The sequence below is a fragment of the Thalassotalea eurytherma genome (assembly GCF_030161415.1).
Taxonomy (GTDB): domain Bacteria; phylum Pseudomonadota; class Gammaproteobacteria; order Enterobacterales; family Alteromonadaceae; genus Thalassotalea_G; species Thalassotalea_G eurytherma.
Genome location: NZ_BSSU01000001.1, coordinates 193,624 through 212,830, shown reverse-complemented (window position 1 = coordinate 212,830; position 19,207 = coordinate 193,624). Strand labels below are relative to the sequence as shown.

The 19,207-nt window shown below is 39.9% G+C and carries 17 protein-coding genes; 10 read left to right on the top strand and 7 right to left on the bottom strand.

Translation table 11 applies throughout. The features are described 5' to 3' along the window. Positions 1 to 27 precede the first annotated feature (27 nt). Positions 28 to 891, top strand: coding sequence for a YicC/YloC family endoribonuclease (locus tag QQK02_RS00935; RefSeq protein WP_284206055.1), 864 nt, complete (start codon positions 28 to 30; stop codon positions 889 to 891). A 123-nt stretch (positions 892 to 1,014) separates the two neighbouring features. On the opposite strand, the gene QQK02_RS00930 is transcribed toward QQK02_RS00935, so the two are convergent. From QQK02_RS00930 to QQK02_RS00920, 3 genes are read right to left on the bottom strand one after another with little or no spacing between them, the layout of a single operon-like run. Further along, on the bottom strand, positions 1,015 to 2,034 hold the full coding sequence (locus QQK02_RS00930) for an HNH endonuclease (RefSeq protein ID WP_284206054.1): 1,020 nt from the start codon (positions 2,032 to 2,034) through the stop codon (positions 1,015 to 1,017). Further along, positions 2,035 to 2,628, bottom strand: a complete 594-nt coding sequence (locus QQK02_RS00925; protein ID WP_284206053.1) for a class I SAM-dependent methyltransferase — start codon at positions 2,626 to 2,628, stop codon at positions 2,035 to 2,037. Positions 2,629 to 2,633: 5 nt separating this feature from the next. Continuing rightward, the gene (locus QQK02_RS00920) at positions 2,634 to 5,756 is read right to left on the bottom strand and encodes a DUF3427 domain-containing protein (protein WP_284206052.1); all 3,123 of its coding nucleotides are present in this window, start codon (positions 5,754 to 5,756) and stop codon (positions 2,634 to 2,636) included. A gap of 162 nt (positions 5,757 to 5,918) precedes the next feature. Here QQK02_RS00920 and QQK02_RS00915 point away from each other — a divergent pair, with 162 nt between their 5' ends. Continuing rightward, positions 5,919 to 6,308 carry a hypothetical protein gene (locus tag QQK02_RS00915; RefSeq protein ID WP_284206051.1) on the top strand — a complete coding sequence of 130 codons (390 nt, stop codon included), beginning with the start codon at positions 5,919 to 5,921 and terminating at the stop codon, positions 6,306 to 6,308. Positions 6,309 to 6,385: 77 nt separating this feature from the next. Here QQK02_RS00915 and QQK02_RS00910 read toward each other — a convergent pair whose 3' ends face one another. The 3 genes from QQK02_RS00910 to dbpA all read right to left on the bottom strand — a co-directional run bounded on the left by QQK02_RS00910 (position 6,386) and on the right by dbpA (position 10,729). Continuing rightward, on the bottom strand, positions 6,386 to 8,716 hold the full coding sequence (locus QQK02_RS00910; RefSeq protein ID WP_284206050.1) for a Tex family protein: 2,331 nt from the start codon (positions 8,714 to 8,716) through the stop codon (positions 6,386 to 6,388). A gap of 119 nt (positions 8,717 to 8,835) precedes the next feature. Then, a complete protein-coding gene (gene greB, locus QQK02_RS00905; protein WP_284206049.1) occupies positions 8,836 to 9,318 on the bottom strand; it encodes a transcription elongation factor GreB in 483 nt (160 codons plus the stop codon). 22 nt (positions 9,319 to 9,340) lie between these two features. Then, entirely contained in the window at positions 9,341 to 10,729 is a 1,389-nt protein-coding gene (dbpA, locus tag QQK02_RS00900) for an ATP-dependent RNA helicase DbpA (RefSeq protein ID WP_284206048.1), read from the bottom strand. Between the two features lie 162 nt (positions 10,730 to 10,891). Between dbpA and QQK02_RS00895 the strand changes: the two genes are divergently transcribed. Further along, complete coding sequence (locus tag QQK02_RS00895; protein WP_284206047.1) at positions 10,892 to 11,371, top strand: NYN domain-containing protein; 480 nt, start codon at positions 10,892 to 10,894, stop codon at positions 11,369 to 11,371. A gap of 3 nt (positions 11,372 to 11,374) precedes the next feature. On the opposite strand, the gene QQK02_RS00890 is transcribed toward QQK02_RS00895, so the two are convergent. Beyond that, complete coding sequence (locus QQK02_RS00890) at positions 11,375 to 12,265, bottom strand: peptidylprolyl isomerase (RefSeq protein WP_284206046.1); 891 nt, start codon at positions 12,263 to 12,265, stop codon at positions 11,375 to 11,377. A 120-nt stretch (positions 12,266 to 12,385) separates the two neighbouring features. Between QQK02_RS00890 and QQK02_RS00885 the strand changes: the two genes are divergently transcribed. The 7 genes from QQK02_RS00885 to trmH all read left to right on the top strand — a co-directional run bounded on the left by QQK02_RS00885 (position 12,386) and on the right by trmH (position 19,198). Then, complete coding sequence (locus tag QQK02_RS00885; protein WP_284206045.1) at positions 12,386 to 13,093, top strand: DUF445 family protein; 708 nt, start codon at positions 12,386 to 12,388, stop codon at positions 13,091 to 13,093. A 214-nt stretch (positions 13,094 to 13,307) separates the two neighbouring features. Beyond that, positions 13,308 to 14,495, top strand: coding sequence for an amino acid aminotransferase (locus QQK02_RS00880; protein WP_284206044.1), 1,188 nt, complete (start codon positions 13,308 to 13,310; stop codon positions 14,493 to 14,495). Positions 14,496 to 14,615: 120 nt separating this feature from the next. Next, positions 14,616 to 15,242 (top strand): guanylate kinase, encoded by a 627-nt coding sequence (gmk, locus tag QQK02_RS00875; RefSeq protein WP_284206043.1) that lies wholly within the window; start codon positions 14,616 to 14,618, stop codon positions 15,240 to 15,242. Between the two features lie 97 nt (positions 15,243 to 15,339). After that, positions 15,340 to 15,615: a DNA-directed RNA polymerase subunit omega gene (gene rpoZ / locus QQK02_RS00870; RefSeq protein ID WP_284206042.1), complete on the top strand. Its 276-nt coding sequence runs from the start codon at positions 15,340 to 15,342 to the stop codon at positions 15,613 to 15,615. A gap of 212 nt (positions 15,616 to 15,827) precedes the next feature. After that, entirely contained in the window at positions 15,828 to 17,939 is a 2,112-nt protein-coding gene (gene spoT / locus QQK02_RS00865; protein WP_284206041.1) for a bifunctional GTP diphosphokinase/guanosine-3',5'-bis pyrophosphate 3'-pyrophosphohydrolase, read from the top strand. A gap of 6 nt (positions 17,940 to 17,945) precedes the next feature. Continuing rightward, positions 17,946 to 18,335: a RidA family protein gene (locus QQK02_RS00860; RefSeq protein WP_284206040.1), complete on the top strand. Its 390-nt coding sequence runs from the start codon at positions 17,946 to 17,948 to the stop codon at positions 18,333 to 18,335. 155 nt (positions 18,336 to 18,490) lie between these two features. After that, positions 18,491 to 19,198 carry a tRNA (guanosine(18)-2'-O)-methyltransferase TrmH gene (gene trmH, locus QQK02_RS00855; protein WP_284206039.1) on the top strand — a complete coding sequence of 236 codons (708 nt, stop codon included), beginning with the start codon at positions 18,491 to 18,493 and terminating at the stop codon, positions 19,196 to 19,198. Positions 19,199 to 19,207: the final 9 nt, after the last annotated feature.

The following is a 19,207-nucleotide window of genomic DNA, read 5'->3' as shown; positions in this document are numbered from 1 at the left end:
CTTATAAAATAGTTAATAGGAAAGATTATGATCCATAGTATGACTGCCTTTGCTCGTGTTGAAGTAAAGGGTGACTGGGGTAACGCTGTATGGGAAATCCGCAGTGTAAACCAACGATTTTTAGAAACTTACTTTCGCCTACCTGAGCAATTCCGTAGCTTAGAGCCCGTTTTACGTGAACGTTTTCGCAAGCAGTTAAACCGCGGTAAAGTAGAATGCGCGTTGCGATTTAACGCAAACCCAGCTGCAAAAAGCAACTTAACGTTAAACCAGAACTTAGCAAACGAACTGATTAAACATGCTAACTGGGTAAACGAGCAAACATTAAATAGCCAAATTAATCCGCTCGAAATTATGCGCTGGCCGGGTGTAATGGAAGCTGAAGAATCTGATATGGATGCTATTCAAGCAGACATTCTTGCTGGTTTTGACACGGCGTTAAAAGACTTCATTGCCGCACGTGCAAGTGAAGGCTCAAACATGAAAGAGTTAATTGCACAGCGTCTTGAAGCAATTACAGAGCAAGCCAATAACGTTAAAGCACAAATGCCGGAGATTATTCAATGGCAACGTGACCGTATTATTGAAAAATTCAATGACGCAGGAATTGAGCCAGAGTCGACTCGTTTAGAACAAGAACTTGTATTACTTGCACAAAAAATGGATGTAGACGAAGAAATTGATCGTTTATTTAGCCATGTGAAAGAAACGCAAAAGATCCTGAAAAAAGGTGGCCCTCAAGGTCGTCGTTTAGACTTCATGATGCAAGAGTTTAATCGTGAAGCTAACACCTTAGGCTCTAAATCAATTAACGCAGATATCACAGCTTCTGCTGTTGAATTGAAAGTATTAATAGAGCAAATGCGTGAACAGATCCAGAATATAGAATAACGTTTCAAAATAACCTTAGTTTTTCAAAGCCCTTATCAAAAGGGCTTTCATACAAAAATCAAGAGGTTCCTTTGGACAGTTTATTAGCTGACTACTATATTGCGTTTCTATGATTTATCTGGCTTAAACAAATACATCTTTTGTTGCGAGCCAGTACTTACCGCCATTAGTCTGTGCTATACCGTAAGCCCAATTAGCAACATGAATTGTTCTCTCTACATCACAAGTAAAGTGGTTAGTTAACTCGTTTGTAATTAGCTTTTCATTCAAAACTAGATTTTGCTCCTGCCAATTTTCTCTATGCTTTGGAGCAGCCAAATAATCCCGCTTATTGTTATTGCAGGTTTTGTGAGCCAATACGAAATTGTGACCTAGGTCATTATTGTATTTAGCAAATGGAATGAAATGATCTACTTCAGCATTACCTTTAAGCTGCTTTTTACAATAAAAACAATTACCAGCTTGGATCTCTTTAAATAGCTGTGACGCAGACTTTAATGAGCTACGTGACGTACCGAACAAGAAATCTGTCAACTCGCCAGCATGACCAATTGTCGTTTGATTTTTTGGAATTTTAGATATTTTTTCAATCCACCCCTGACGAGCAAATTGCACTATTAGGTCATGAAATAACCTGAAGCAATCAGCTATTCCAGAGTTTAACTCAATATAGTTACGGTTTTTGATATGAGGAAATAAATAACAAACATCATCTCCTAGTAGTTTTTGCAAACGCCACAGAGGACCTTTTTTAAATGTGTCCATGGTGTTTTTGTGAATCTGGCTCCAAAATGGTAGCTTCTTAGCCTGACTTAAGTTGCGAGCCCCACTGTTTTGTAACTCAACAATATCCGTAATAATTTTAGCTTGGTTACCTGAGTTTTGTAACAGAACTCCACCTTCCAACCGATCATTTTCGACAATAAACGGGGTAGCGTGCTGCCAATATAAAGTAATCATCTTATCGACAATCTCATCAAACGAAATTAGTAACTGCCCGCTACTAGGTACATCTTTTTCAATACAGATATCAGCTAGAGAATGCAAAAATGCAAATTTATAGGTGGACGAAAAGTCACCTTCTTGCAACAAGCGTTGCATGTAGGAAATGAATTCTATTTGATGCTTATAGAGTGCTTCCATCTATTTGCCTAACACCACTGTTTGCCAAACCACATCACCACGACCTAATTGATCATCTGACAATTTAGTTTTTAGTAATAGTGATAAACCATTCTGCTCCCCCAACTGAGCGACTTCATCAGCACTTAGAGGAAATGTAGTTCTACCGTCACTAAATTCACCATGCCTTAATGTGATAACTAACCGGGCACCAGTTCTTAGTAGTGATGCCATAGTTTTCATAGATAAAGTTCTTTCATCAAGCGATAAGTGCATCCACACAGCGCTCAATAAGATCAAATCAAACTGAACGTCTAATACCCTTACACGCTCCAAATTAGGCAGGCTATCTTGATACCATGTTATATCGCACTCTGATGAATTGTTTTGCGCGGCTTGCATTAAGGCCAATGCTGGTTCAACAGCATATACCTTTAACCCATGCTCTGATAGATACCGTGCATCTCGCCCTGAGCCTGCTCCAATATCCAAAACCATGCCGTTTGTTGGTACATACGTAAGCCATTCATTATGAACCGAATCAAATGAAACACTGTCATATTGAGATACAAGTGAATCAGTATTTTCAGAATAAAAAGTTAAGTTATCATTCATATTCGCTAAGCCATTGCCAATTTAGCAGCCTGTTTCCACATAAATGCCGGCATGGTATTACGCAACATCCAAGTGATATTCATTGGTTGGCTACCTGTATGCGATACATAGTCAACTTCACCGAAATTAACAAACCCCATCGTTTTACCGAATTCATCTTTAGATTGCTCCCGAACAAACAGGAACAAGCGTTTACCATTTTCTTTGTGGGTTACATACTCTAACCCTTTGCCGCGTTCAGCTCTTGCCGAGTTTTGGCTCTGCCAATGGAAGAGGTCTTCATTTATTGCATAATCATGATACATGGTAGTTGGCGAAAACTGCTTTTCGTTTTTATTAAGCGTAACAAACAACAGCTCAATATTTTTGTCTTTAATTTTAAACACGCCTTCTCTTGAGTTAGGTTGCTTATCAAAAGTTGTCGCACCAAAGCCAACCAAAATCTGCTCTCTAGCATATCTAGCGTGAAGCTTTATTGGGTGGTTGCCCATCATTGGCATTGTTTCTTGTTTATGATGTATACGGTCAATTAACAAAGTGGTTAAACTTGCCAATTCCGATTTAAACCACTGATGTTCAAGTCGGTTTAAACTGTCGTTTATATCTTGGAAACCTAGCTTTTCACCTGATTGTTGCCAGAAGTCATAATGCAACATGAGTTGGTGTAAATCTGAAGCTATCGAACCGTTAGTAACGAAACGTTGTAAGCTCTTTAGGTAATCATAATCATCACACACTAATAACCTTGTCTTTACCATTCGAGTAAAGTTACGAACAAGTTCAGGATACACATCATTTAACAAACCGGCTTCTAAACAAAGCTCAGTCCAGCTTAGTCTTTTATACAAAGCTTCTACTTCAACTTGTGGGTATACCTTGATGAAATTTGCCAAGTTCATTTCTAAGGTTGAGTCTCGAGAAAATGAACGTACTAAACCAATTAACCGTTGTCTGCTCAAGATCGCATTACGAATGTTTCGTAGAACAACTTCTTGGGTTTGTTTTGATAGCTCTATTCGGCACCCTAGAGGTGCATGAGGAAATCCATTTTTAATTTCATCACTAATGGCGCCATCGGTTTTCCCCACCAGCGCTCGAAACTTATGGGCAAAATCGTAATCAGCATTGGCATTACCAACAAAATCCAAGATTGTGCAAACTTCTTTGTTATCAGCTAAACGCAAGCCACGCCCCAGTTGTTGCAAAAAGATCGTCAAGCTTTCTGTTGGTCTCAAAAACAGAAGCGTATCTACCTCTGGTATATCCACACCCTCATTGAAAATATCAACAACGAACAAAATGTTGATTTCGCCACTTCGGAGGGCTTGCTGCTTTTGGCCTCGATCTTGACTGTTATCACTGGTTAAATGGTCACACTTAATACCTTTAAGCACAAACTGCTTAGACATATATTCCGCGTGCTCTTTACTAATGCAGAAAGCCAACGCTCGCATGTTACTTATTGAAGTAATTAGTTCATTTAGGGTTTGGTATATTTTGTCTACTCGTTGCTGGTTATGGGTATACAAGTTAGTAAGCTCTGCAATGTCGTAACGACCTCGATTCCAACTAACATTGCGCAGGTCAGTATCATCATCAACCCCAAAATACTGAAACGGGCATAAATGGCGACGATTAATCGCTTCTGGTAAGCGAATTTCTGCTGCTATGACACCACAAAAATCATCAAGTATATTGGTACCATCATGCCGTTCTGGCGTAGCTGTTAAGCCGAGTAATATACTCGGAGAAAACTTATTTAAAACATTGCGATAAGAACTAGCAGCTACGTGATGTACTTCATCAATTACGATGTAATCAAAGTATCCGCTAGAGAGCGATAGGTTATCTATTTGGTTATATAGTGTCAGCACCGATGCGAACAGTTGTTCGTAGCTTTCAGGCTTGTAGTTGCCTACCCATAGCTCACCAAAGTTAGAATTCTTAAGCACGCCTCTATAGGCTAATCGAGCTTGTTTAAGAATTTCTTCTCGATGGGCGACAAACAAAAACTTAGCATTAGGTTTGTTTTTAATGAATCGTGCAAAGTCAAAAGCGGAGATTAACGTTTTACCAGTGCCTGTTGCAGCTACGACTAAATTTTTAAATCGCTTATGTAAAGAGCGTTCAACTTCTAGCTGTTCTAAGATTTCTTGCTGATGAGTAAAAGGTTTAATTTCGAAGTAATGGGTTTGCTCCTGGGCACACCCCATTCTAGCTTCTCTTAAAGCTGATTTTAGCTTTTCTTTAGCTTCAATTTCACCATCAAATACTTCAAATTCTTTCGAATTCCAATAGGTTTCAAATGTATTTATGGATCGCTCAATAATATGAGGGATCTCTTGAGATGTGATCTTTAAATTCCACTCAAGGCCACTCGTTAAGGCTGAATGAGATAAGTTGGAAGAACCAATATAGCCAGTATTAAAACCTGTATTTCGCAAAAACAAATAACTTTTAGCGTGTAATCGTTCGCGCTTTGTGTTGTAGCTAAGCTTAACTTCGGTATTTGGTAATGATGCCAAGAACTCAACGGCTTTAGCATCGGTAGCACCCATATATGATGTAGTGATGATTTTTAGCTGTTTGCCACTTCGAGTGAACTCTTCAAGCTCATTACGAAAAATACGAATGCCAGCCCATTTAATAAATGATACCAGCCAATAAATAGTGTCTGATGATTTAATTTCACGCTTTAATTCGCTTTCCAAAGACAAACCTGCATTACTGCCGCAAAACAATTCACTCTGCGTAAGGCCTGTTAACGGGAATATATCTTCAACATATTTCTTTAAATCAGCGGAAACTGGATTCTCAATTTCATACAAAGCAGTGAGTATTCTACCTTGACCTTCAAGCAAGTTTTCATCAAAAAACTCATCATCCTGTAGTTTATCTTTAAGCCATAAAATAAGCTGATTTGATAACTCGATTTGACGTTGAAGTTTATCATCTCCGGACGGTAAGCAATTAACCGCATATTCTATTACGTGAGACAAGAAACGAGACAACCAAACAGCCGCCTCTGGTTGCTCCAGAACTCGTTCACCAATATAGAATTGATCGTAAGCTAAACGGCCCGAAATGAGATTGGTGATAAGTTGTTCATATATGCCTGTTTGATTCATACCCTGGTTTCTCAGTTCCTTGAGTTAAGTTAACCATACACCTAATTACATCCAAATTGAATAAACACTTTTGACTCATAAACAGAGATAAACACTTCAGTCTTATTATTGGCTTCTGAGTTAATTTAAATTAACCTACACCTGTTACAGGGAGATAAAAAAATGGAATTTAATTTAAAGAAAACACTGGCTCTAATTCTCGCTATTCTTATTGCATTTACTCTTTTTTGGTTCATTCGATTTGGCACATTTTTATGGTTTGCTAATCTATTGGGTAACGAGCTTACAAACTCGAGTAAAAAACTGATAATTCAACAACAAAAGATAGCAGCTGAGCAGGAAAGAGAAAGAAAAATACGAGAATATCAAAAGGCCCAGGCCATACAAAGAGACTTAGAACGCAGAACTCAAATATCTTTCGGAAATAATGCTAATAAAATATCTGAGCAGGATAAGAAATGTAACGATGCCATCTTAGCTGCAATGTCAAATAAATCGGAAAAAGCTAAACAACTAAAGAAAGAAGCATGTGCTCATAATATGGAGCATTAAACAGAAATGTTTAGCTAACTTCCCTAAAAAGCACGCTACATAGGATATAGCGTGCTAATAAATCAGTAAAAGAAAAATTACTTCTTTAACTTAGCAAAGGCATCGGCAAACGCGTTACCCATGGCTTCATTGCCAATAGGTTTAGGCTTTGATTTATGCTTTGGTCTGTTTTGTTGGTTTTGCTTATTTTGATGACCGTTCGGTTTGCTGTGCTGAGCCACTTGCCCTTTAGGCTTAGCTGGTGCTTTGTCAGTTAAACGCATGGTTAAGTTAATTCGCTTTCTATCGCTGTCTACTTCAAGTACTTTAACTTTTACAATATCGCCTGCTTTTACCACTTCTCGCGGATCTGAAATGTACTTATCCGTTATCGCTGAAATATGTACTAGTCCGTCTTGATGCACACCAATATCAACAAAGGCACCAAAATTAGCAACATTAGAAATAACGCCTTCTAATATCATCCCAACCTTTAGATCAGATATTTTTTCGACACCTTCTTGAAAGGTAGCCGTTTTAAATTCAGGTCTAGGATCTCTGCCAGGCTTTTCAAGCTCATGAATCACATCATCTACAGTAATTTCACCAAAGTTTGCATCAATTAATGCTGATTTATTTACCTTGCTCGCCAGTTGAGTTTGTCCAATAACGGCGTCTACAGGTTGTGATAGTTGTTGAATAATTTTTTCTACTAATGGGTAGGTTTCAGGATGAACTCCCGACATGTCGAGTGGATTTTTGCCTTCTCGGATACGTAAAAACCCTGCTGATTGTTCAAACGCTTTAGGCCCAAGTCGCGCTACTTTCAATAGCTGTTTTCTTTCTTCAAAACGACCATGTTCTTCACGATGAATAACGATGTTTTGTGCAATCGTTTTATTCAAACCTGATACGCGCGCAAGCAACGGCATAGATGCTTGGTTTAAATCTACACCTACTTTGTTCACACAATCTTCAATCACATCATCTAAGCTTTGGCTCAACAAACTTTGGCTTACATCGTGCTGATATTGGCCTACGCCTATCGCTTTAGGGTCAATTTTAACGAGTTCAGCTAGCGGGTCTTGCAAACGTCTTGCAATGGAAACCGCACCACGTAATGAAACATCAAGATCACTAAATTCAGCTGCTGCAAATTCCGATGCCGAATAAACTGATGCGCCAGCTTCAGACACCATCACCTTCATCGGTTTGTTTTTTTCAAGCATTTTAATCGCTTCAGCAACTAACTTGTCACTTTCTCTTGAGCCGGTACCATTACCGATCGCTATAAGTGATACCTTGTGCTGCTTGCACAAATTAACAATCGTGCGCATCGACTTATCCCAGTTATTCTGAGGTGCATGCGGGAAAATAGTGTTAGTTGATAATAATTTACCGGTGCCATCAACAACAGCAAGTTTACAGCCAGTGCGTAGGCCTGGATCTAATCCTAGTGTTACCTTTTCACCCGCTGGGGCTGCCATTAATAAATCACTTAGGTTTTTAGCAAAGACTTTAATCGCTTCTTTCTCAGCTTGTTCGCGTAATACCCCTAAGCTTTCGTTTTCAAGTGAGACATTCAGTTTGGTTTTCCACGCCAAACGAATCACTTTTTGGATAAAAGCCGCACCTTTTTGCTGTGTTAAGCGAAAATTAAAGTGCTCATGAATTAGCTGCTCAGCACTTGATGTTGCTGTGCCTTCTGGGTCAATTGAAATTGATAACTGTAAAAAGCCTTCATTACGCCCACGAAGCATCGCTAATGCACGATGAGATGGCACTTTGGTTAGCTTTTCACTGTGCTCAAAATAATCGCGATACTTTGCACCTTCTTGTGTTTTCCCTTTCACAACAGTTGCGGTAAGTTGCCCTTGTCGCTGCATCAAGCGTCTTAGTTTCTGCACTAAACTAGGTTGCTCGGCAATGTATTCAATTAAGATAAAGCTTGCGCCTTCAAGCACAGCCTTAACATCTGCAAAGCCTTTGTCTGCGTTGATGTATAGCTTAGCTTCTAGTTCAGGATCTAAATGAGTATCTTTAAATAGCGCTTTAGCAAGTGGCTCAATGCCCGCTTCAATGGCAATTTGGCCTTTTGTTCTGCGCTTTGGTTTAAACGGCAGGTATAGGTCTTCTAGTTGTGTTTTATTTTCAACGTGATCAATCGCGTGGCTTAACGAGTCAGTTAACTTACCTTGTTGTTTGATGTTCGTTTTTACAACCTGCTTTCGCTCATTCAATTCGCGAAGATAAACCAAACGTTGTGCTAAAAATCGTAGATGATTATCGTCTAACCCTTGAGTTGCTTCTTTACGATAGCGCGCAATGAACGGCACCGTTGCGCCTTCATCAAGTAATGACACCGCCGCTTCAATTTGAACCGGTTTTACGTTAAGTTCTTCTGCAATCTGTTGAGAAATAGTTGCCATTTATTTGCCTTGCTGTTTGTTACTAGCACTTGATTCACAGCGCGTTAAGCGCGTTCTAATCAGCTTTTATCTAGCGTTTTATATTATTTAATCGTGTATTGGGCGTTATGCCAAATATGCTACTCATCCGTTTGATAGCTAATTTTATTTATTAACCACACTTTTTCACCGTTAGGTGTTGCTACAACGGCTTCATCATCAATTTCTTTTTTTAATAGTGCACGCGCCATTGGGGCATCAATTGAAACATAGTCGTTTCGGCCATAAATTTCATCAGGGCCAACAATGCGAAAGCGCAACACGTCACCTTCTTCATCTTCAATTTCAACCCAAGCGCCAAAAAACACTTTGCCATCTTGCTGTGGGTTATAGTCAACAATTTTTATCGCTTCTAAGCGTTTTCTTAAATAACGCACACGTCGATCAATTTCACGTAAGCGTTTTTTATTGTATTGATAATCGGCGTTTTCAGAGCGATCACCTAAACTAGCTGCCCACGAAACTTTTTTGGTGGTTTCAGGTCGCTCTTCTCGCCATAGATGGTCAAGTTCGGCTTGTAACTTAGCAAAGCCTTCTCGTGTGATTAAATTGGTTTTCTTCATGATTTACTTGGTTATTAATGTTTTACCATGTCATTAAACGCGCACGAAAGGTACGGCCTTTCATTTTATCGCGCTCAATTTTTTTCAATGCTGTTTTTGCCACATTACTTTGTACTGCAACATAAGCTTTTAAGTCAGTTACTTGAATTTTACCAATTTGGTCGCCTTTAATACCTTGCTTACCAGTTAACCCGCCAACAATATCACCTGGGCGAAGTTTCTGTTTTTTACCACCGTCAATTTGAATAGTCACCATGTTAGCTTTTGGTGGCTGTGTTGCGAGTATCGACTCATCAGGCAGTTGTGTAGGCTCTATAACGATATCAAAGTAGGTTTCAAGATCAGCAATTTTACGGGTATCTCTATCTGTATATAACGAGCAAGCAATACCTTTTGCGCCTGCGCGCCCTGTTCTACCGATACGATGCACATGCACTTCAGTGTCAGGCGTTAAATGGTAATTAATCACCATGTCTAAATCATCAATATCTAAACCACGTGCGGCAACGTCAGTAGCAACTAATATCAATGAACTTTGATTAGCAAATCGCAGTAAGGTTTCATTTCGCTCTCGTTGCTCTAAATCACCATGTAACGCCAGTACGCTAAAACCGTCTTCGACAAGACGTTGGTAAAGTTCATGGACTTCCACTTTAGTGTTGGCAAATATCACAGCTGACTGTGCTTGCTTGGCAAGCAATAAACGTTTGGTCGCATCATAACGCGCATTTGAATTTTCTAAATGATAAAAAGCTTGGGTAATTGCATTTTCTTTATGCACAGAAGCTACTTTTACAAGTGCTGGTTGCTTCATAAAGCTGTCAGCTATTTTTTGAATTTTGTCTGGAAATGTTGCGCTAAATAAAAGCGTTTGTCGCTCAACCGGGCATTGCTCCATGATGTTATCAAGCGCTGCTTGAAAACCCATATCAAGCATGCGATCCGCTTCATCTAGCACCAATGTGTTAACATCATCTAGCTTTAAACGGCCACGAAATAAGTGATCTTCAAGGCGCCCTGGTGTGCCAACAATAATATGTGCACCATGCTCTAATGAGCCAATTTGTGGTCCCATGGGTGTGCCACCACATAACGTTAGTACTTTAATATTATGAATACCACGCGCTAAGGTGCGAATATCTTTGGCTACTTGTTCTGCTAATTCGCGCGTTGGGCAAAGCACAAGTGACTGAATACGAAATCTTTTCACATCTAAACGTTGTAATAACCCTAATGCAAATGCCGCCGTTTTACCTGAGCCAGTTTTGCCTTGGCCAATCACGTCTTTACCTGATACCACCAAGGGCAGTGTTTGGGCTTGAATAGGTGTCATTTCGTGATAACCCAAACTTGCCAAATTTTCGAAAAGCGCAGGTTTAAGGTTCAAAGTAGAGAAGTTTGTAGAATGCACAACAGGCCCTTAGATAGTATGTAGCGTTATCGGGTTATCTCGATAACAAGTGAACAGGCCGGCATTGTATCATTGCTAGCTCAAATTAATGAAAAGTTTATCACTTGTCGTGTGGTATGTTGTTAAACTACCGTGAACTTCTATTGGATGAGTATTGGCGCTATGCCCTCAAAAATTGCGATTTTTGTTGATGTTCAAAATATCTATTACACCACTCGACAGGCATTTGGCCGCTCGTTTAACTATCGTGAGTTCTGGCAAAAAATTGAAAAACAAGGTGATATTCATATCGCAAATGCCTACGCGATTGCACCGCCTGATGATCAGCAGCACAAGTTTCAAAAAGCACTCAAGCATATTGGCTTTAATGTAAAGCTTAAGCCCTTTATTCAGCGCAGTGACGGTTCAGCAAAAGGTGATTGGGACGTTGGTATAACGCTCGATGTTTATGAGCTGGCTAGCCAAGTAGACAAAGTGATATTACTTTCAGGTGACGGTGACTTTGATATGTTGCTTGAACGAGTGAGCGCTCAGTTTGACGTAGAAACGTCGGTTTATGGTGTGCATCAACTAACCGCAGCGTCATTAATTAACGCCGCAGATAGTTTTCACCCCATTGATGAGCGGCTGCTCATGTCTTAACGCTTATTTAGGTTGATAAATAAGTTTGCTCGCTACCGGTACTTGGCAAACATCTAATACCGGTGGTGGTTTTTTATAGAAAAAGGCATGATCGCGTTTTCGTCTGTCATCTAGCTTTTTAATGAAGGCGTCGCTTTCGGTATCTTCAACAGCTATTTGCCATTGCTTCTCTGCCGGTAAGTCGCTCATCAACTGCATATCTAATATTTTTGTATATAACTCAGCTGGAATTGCATCTTCACCTTCTATGACCGAGGTTCTTTGAATCGCTTGAACATGATTCATCCCGTAAATCACACGACCAAATACCGACATAATGCGATCTAAATAACGGGGTGCTTGACCATTAGTGATATAGAAATGACTGGTTGCTGTATCTGGCTCATTACCTCGCCCTAACGCTAATATGCCAGGACAATGGGTAAGCCACGCTTTACCTTGTTGTTCATCTACGCCAATTGCAAAGCCATTTTTAAACCCCGTTATTGGCGCAAACAAATCGTTATCTTGCACTTTAGTGTAGGCCCACTTGTCATCAATACTTCGCTCTTCTTCAATCGCTAGCGTATTAATTTTAAATTTTTTTTCTGTCTCTTCACTTGGCCCCGCTTGCGCAACAAAGCCATCAATTACGCGATAAAAACTATTGTCTTTGTAGACACCATCTTTAGTTAATGATGTAAATTGTTTTACATGTTCAGGTGAGAAATCACGGCTAAGTTCAAACACAACATCACCGTGGGGTAACGACATAATCACCATGTTCTCGGCAGGCACGTCACGCCATTTAACCTCTTGTGCTATGGCTAGCGTGCTAGTTAGCATCGTTGTTAGTAACCCTGAAACAACCCACACTGCGCGCAGTGCACGTTTGTTCATTGATAATCTATTCACCTGAAATTCCTTAGTATTTTCTTGCTCGTTAATAATCTAACGATTTTTAGCCGGCTTGTATATTGTCGTTACCCTGTTAGATAATATAGCGATAACTTGTTTGAATATGAGAAATATCTGTTGAATAAAAGCTTAGTGACCAACGTTATCGCGTTAATAACCACGCTGTCTGGCTATTTTTTAGCGCAACCCATTTTATATGCCATTGGTTTATTCGCTTTGTCGGGTAGCGTAACTAATTGGCTTGCCATTCATATGCTTTTTGAAAAAGTACCTGGCCTCTATGGTTCTGGTGTTATTCCTGCAAGATTTGAAGATTTTAAGGTTGGTATTCGTCAATTGATGATGAATCAATTTTTTACTAAGGAAAATATCGACCGCTTCTTATCAACAAGCAACAGTGCTCAACAAATTAATTTTGTGCCTGTGATTGAAAAAATTGACCTAACACCAGCATTCGACAACTTGGTTGATGTTATCGAAGCCTCGTCGTTTGGCAGTATGCTCGCGATGGTCGGTGGTCGCGACGCCGTTGAACCTATGCGCGAGCCTTTCATTGAAAAAATGCGCGCAAGCGTTGTTGATATTACCCAAAGTGAAAGCTTTCATGAAAACCTAAAAGACGTTATTGAAGGCGACTCAAATATCGCTAATATTCAAGAAAAAGTGAGCAATATCATTGAGCAACGTTTAAATGAATTAACGCCGAGTTTAGTCAAAGAAATTATTCAAGATATGATCAAAAAACACCTTGGCTGGCTTGTCGTTTGGGGCGGTGTTTTTGGTGGCATTATTGGTTTTATTGCAGCGATCACTGGAAATTTTTAAGGATAAACAGAATTATTTTTACAGCTTGTCAAAACCTGTTGCCAAGCTTGTAAAGTTTTAAGGAATATTTTATTCCAATATAGCGTTATTTTTTGATCTATTTCCCTTTAACTTAGCCATCTAAATAGCTATGCTAAAGCCTATATTTAGTTGATCAGTAACCACACTCACTGATTGATATCATCCTCGTGTAAACAATAAGGTAATTGGAGTCATGTTTGGTAGCTTAAAGGCGTTGCCTGCCGATCCTATTTTGGGTCTTTTGGCAAAATATCGTGAAGATGCAAATCCTCAAAAAATCGATTTAGGTGTAGGTGTTTATAAAAATGAAGCGGGTCATACCGCTATTTTAGACTGTGTAAAAGCAGCTGAGAAATACCGTCACGATAACGAAGATACCAAAGTTTATATTGGTCCTACAGGTTCTCCGCTTTTTAACGAGGAAATGTCAAAGTTAATCTTTGGCGATCATCAAGTGTTATCAAGCAATCGTGCTCGTACAGTTTCTACACCGGGTGGTACAGGTGCTTTGCGTGTTGCGGCTGAATTTATCAAGTCATGTAAAGCCGGTGCAACTATTTGGGTAAGTAACCCAACATGGGCTAACCATACGGGCTTATTTGAAGCAGCAGGCTTAACCGTTAAAACATACCCATACTACGACTATGAAAATAAATCGTTAGACTTTGATGGTATGTTAGCTGCGTTAAAAGAAGTCAATAGCGACGACGCTGTATTGCTTCACGCTTGTTGTCACAACCCAAGCGGTATGGATTTAAATCAAGAGCAATGGCAGCAAGTAGCTGAAGTTGCTAAAGCTAAAGGCTTCTTACCAGTTATCGATATGGCTTACCAAGGTTTTGGTGACGGTTTAGATGAAGACGCCTACGGCTTACGATTAATGGCTGACAGCGTTGAAGAAATGGTTGTATGTAGCTCTTGTTCTAAGAACTTTGGCTTGTACCGTGAGCGTATTGGTGCAACGACTATTATTGGTAAGTCTTCTTCTGCCGTTGACGTAGCTTACTCTGTATTACTGGCTGTAGTGCGCGTTATTTACTCAATGCCACCAGCACACGGTGCAGCATTAGTAGAAACTATTTTAAGCTCAGACGAGTTACGCCATCAGTGGTATAACGAGTTAACGCAAATGCGTGACCGTATTAACGGTAACCGTCGTTTAATTGTTGAAAAACTCATTGAAAATGGCGTAACACGTGACTTTAGCTTTATTACTCGTCAAAAAGGTATGTTCTCGTTCTTAGGTATTACACCAGAGCAAGTTCAACGCCTGCAAGATGAATACTCAATTTACATGGTGGGTTCAAGCCGTATGAGTATTGCTGGTATTGCTAATAGCAACGTTGATTACTTAGCAAAATCAATTGCTAACGTTCTTTAACGGCGAAAAAAGATGATAAAAGGCGACTGGGCTCACATTCAGTCGCCTTTTTTATTTTGCTATTAAATAAAAAAATGCGAAAATACTGCGCTTTATCATTCACTACGAAAAGGCTATATCGTGACTGTACCAGGTAACCTATTCATTTTGTCTGCGCCAAGTGGCGCTGGAAAATCTAGCTTAATTAGCGCGCTTTTAAAGTTGGCGTCGCCTAGACCCCTGCAAGTATCGGTTTCTACAACAACACGTGATCCTCGTCCAGGTGAAGTTAATGGCCAGCATTATCATTTTGTTGCGAAGGCTGAATTTGAGAAACAAATCAAACAAAACCACTTCTACGAATACGCTGAAGTGTTTGGCAATTACTACGGTACTTCTGAAAAAGCGATAGACGATCAATTAGCACAAGGTATTGATGTGTTTTTAGATATCGATTGGCAAGGTGCTCAACAAGTACGTTTAAAGAAGCCGGAAGTGACGACAATATTTATTGCCCCACCTTCAAAAGCTGAACTTGAAAGTCGCCTCAAAGGTCGAGGCCAAGACAGTGACGAAGTTATTGCAGGCCGTATGGCACAAGCACAATCTGAATGTTCTCATTATCAAGAGTTTGATTACATCATCGTAAATGATGACTTTGATCAAGCCGTTGACGATCTAAAAACGATTGTAAATAACCAGCGCTTAAAGCGCGATCAGCAAATTGCAAAACACCAAGCAATGTTTAACGATCTGATCGCTGATTAAAAAAGATCCTAAATCAGTAACTTATTGATTGCAGTTGTTAGCCCCCTTTAGTAAAATAATGGGCTGTTTTATAAAGTTTTAAATGTTGGAGTAGCCAATGGCTCGCGTTACAGTTGAAGATGCCGTAGATCAAGTAGGTAATCGTTTTGATTTAATTTTAATGGCTTCACGTCGTGCACGTCAGATTGCAACAGGCGGTAAAGAACCTCTTGTTGAATTAGAGAATGACAAGCCGACAGTACTCGCATTACGTGAAATCGAAAAAGGTTTAATCAACAACGACTTGATGGACGAAGCAGATCGTCATCAACAAGTTGAAGAAGAATCAGCTGAGTTAGCTGCTGTTGCAGCAATTGTTGGTGGCAATAGCTAGTCGCTACTTAACAATCAGCAAGAAAAACGCGTAAATTTTTACGCGTTTTTTTATACCTCAAATTCATCCAAAAAACTGAACATAACAATTAATTAAATAACGTTGGCAATAGCAACAATTCAACGTATGCTTAGGATAACCCCAAAGTTAAAGGTGTTGCGTGTCATATCAGTTAACAGTAGTTCAATAATTTAGTCTCAGGGGAGCTATTAGTGTATTTGTTTGAACCATTAAAAGAATTGGTTTCTACTTATCTTTCCAAAGTACAGGTCGACCTATTAAAACAAGCGTTTGTTGTTGCGCGTGATGCTCACGATGGCCAAATGCGCTCAAGTGGCGACCCATATATTACTCACCCTGTTGCTGTAGCAATTAACCTCGCCAAAATGCACCTTGATCATGAAACCTTGATGGCGGCACTGTTACACGATGTTATTGAAGATACGGAAACAACCAAAGATGAACTTGCCGAGTTATTTGGCTCTACCGTTGCTGAACTTGTCGAAGGCGTAAGTAAACTCGACAAACTGAAGTTTGATAATAAAGAAGAAATGCAGGCGGAAAACTTCCGCAAAATGGTCTTGGCGATGACCCAAGACATTCGCGTGATTTTAATTAAACTTGCCGACCGTACTCACAACATGCGCACATTAGAGTCACTCAGACCTGATAAACGTCGCCGCATTGCTCGTGAAACATTAGAAATCTACGCTCCAATTGCTAACCGTCTTGGTATTCATGACATTAAAAATGAATTAGAAGTGCTGGGTTTTGAAGCCATGTACCCGATGCGTTCTCGCGCATTAAAGAGTGCTATTCGCCAAGCACGTGGTAACCGCAAAGAAATTATTAACAACATTCATGAAGAGATAATCTCTCGCTTATCTGAAAGTGGCATTCAAGCGGAAGTTATTGGTCGTGAAAAGCATCTATATTCCATTTATCGCAAGATGAAAAATAAGGAATTGATGTTCAACGAGGTGATGGATATCTATGCGTTTCGCGTTATTGTGCCTGACAAACTCGATGACTGTTACCGCGCACTTGGTGCCATGCACAACCTGTTTAAACCAATTGAAACACGCTTTAAAGACTATATCGCCATTCCTAAAACTAATGGCTATCAGTCATTACATACCTCATTAATTGGTCCACATGGTATCCCGGTAGAAATTCAAATTCGTACCCAAGATATGGACCAAATGGCGGATAAAGGTGTTGCTGCACATTGGTTATATAAACAAGATAACAATGAAAGTGGTGGCACAACGGCGCAAATGAAAGCACATCGTTGGATGCAAAGCTTGCTTGAGCTACAACAAAGCGCCGGTAGTTCGTTTGAATTTATTGAAAACGTCAAATCAGATTTATTCCCTGAAGAAATTTATGTCTTCACACCTGATGGTCGCATTGTCGAATTACCGATGGGTGCGACTGCAGTTGATTTTGCCTATGCCGTGCATACCGATGTCGGCAATTCATGTGTTGGTGTCAAGGTAGACAGAAAAACTTACCCATTAAGTCGCCCGCTTGACTCTGGTCAAACATTAGAAATTATAACCTCTAGCGCAGCTAGACCAAATGCAACCTGGTTAAACTTTGTAGTGACGGCAAAAGCACGCCTGCAAATCCGAACTTACTTGCGCTCTCAAGAGAAAAATGAATCTCATGCATTAGGGCTTCGTTTATTAAGCCATGCTTTAGGCTCAACAAAAATTGAAGACATTCCAACAGAAAAAGTACAACAGGTAGTAGTTGATACGGGTCATGAATCTTTCAATGACTTAGTGATTAATATCGGCTTAGGTAATGCACTTAGCATTGGTATTGCACGCCGACTAACCGATGAATTTACCGAAGAGCATGAAAGCCAAAATACCGATCCAAAGACCAAAATGCCAATTAAAGGTACTGAAGGTATGTTGGTTAGCTATGGTAAATGTTGTCGACCTATTCCTGGCGACACGATTATGGCGTACTTAAGCCCTGGAAAAGGGCTGATTGTTCACCAAACAGGCTGTGGTAATGTTAAAAGCCAAGAGCAAGGTAAGCTTTTCCCTGTGAAATGGGATAGCGATATTGAACGTGATTTTATCGCTAAACTAAGAATTGAAATTATCAACCACCAAGGTGCATTAGCCGCGCTAACCAACGTTGTTGCACGTTGTGGTTCTAACGTTCACGCGTTAAATTCAGGTGAGAAAGACTCAAACCTTTATGTGATTGACATGGAGCTTACCTGCCACGACCGAATTCACCTTGCCGATATCATGAGAAAAATCAAAGTGATGGTTGATGTCCAAAAAGTTATCAGAAATAAGTAGAACCTAATGAAAACAATTATCTCAACAGAAAACGCACCAAGCGCAATTGGTACCTACAGCCAAGCGGTAAAAGTAAATAATACCGTTTATTTATCAGGCCAAATTCCATTAGATCCTCAATCGATGGAAGTGGTAGGTGACACCTTTGAAGCTCAAACACATCAAGTATTTAAGAACCTAGTTGCTGTCTGTGAAGCTGCAGGGGGCGAAATCAATGACATGGTGAAAGTGAATATTTTCATGACTGATTTATCAAACTTTGCCACTGTGAATGACGTTATGAGCCAATACTTCACCGAACCGTATCCGGCACGCGCTGCTATTGGTGTTTCACAGCTACCAAAAGGCGTAGATATTGAAATTGACGGTGTAATGGAATTACCAAACGTTTCATAATTCCAATACCAATTACTCAAATTTCAGCATAAAATTACGCATATTAAGACTTTATATAGGCTTTTTATTGCCGTGTAGAATCATACAAAGTGCATTGACGAAGAAAATCATCAATGCACCTGTGATGATTTCGACGAGCAATGAAAGTAGAAAACATGACACCAGAAAGACACCAACGAATCCTCAGCATGCTCAACAACCGTCAACCAGACTTAACCGTTTGTATGGAAGGCGTGCATAAAGCCCACAACCTAGCCGCCGTTGTACGAACGTGTGATGCTATTGGTGTTAGTGAAGTGCATGCGGTTTGGAAAAACGAACAAATGCGCGTTTCAGGGGGTATTGCGACAGGTAGCCAAAACTGGGTAGACGTGCACAACTACACGTCAACTAAAGAAGCTATTAGCGTGTTAAAAGAAAAGAACATGCAAGTGCTTGTTACCAACTTATCTGAAAAAGCTGTCGACTTTAGAGAAATTGATTACACCAAACCAACAGCCATCATCTTAGGCCAGGAAAAATTTGGCGCTTCTAAAGAAGCACTTGAACTGGCGGATCAAGATATCATTATTCCAATGATTGGCATGGTGCAATCACTGAACGTTTCAGTTGCCAACGCTGTTGTGCTTTATGAAGCACAGCGTCAACGCGAAGCAGCTGGTATGTATGGTAAACCTACTATCGATGAAGAAGTTCGCCAACGTATGTTGTTTGAAGGGGGTCACCCAATTTTTGCAAAAGTGTGTAAAACGAAAGGCCTACCTTACCCACATATTGATGAAGAAGGTGAAATCATCGCATCAAAAGATTGGTGGAATAAAATGCAAATGAGTCAGGAAAACTGGCAAGATATCGACGACTAATCGATTCAG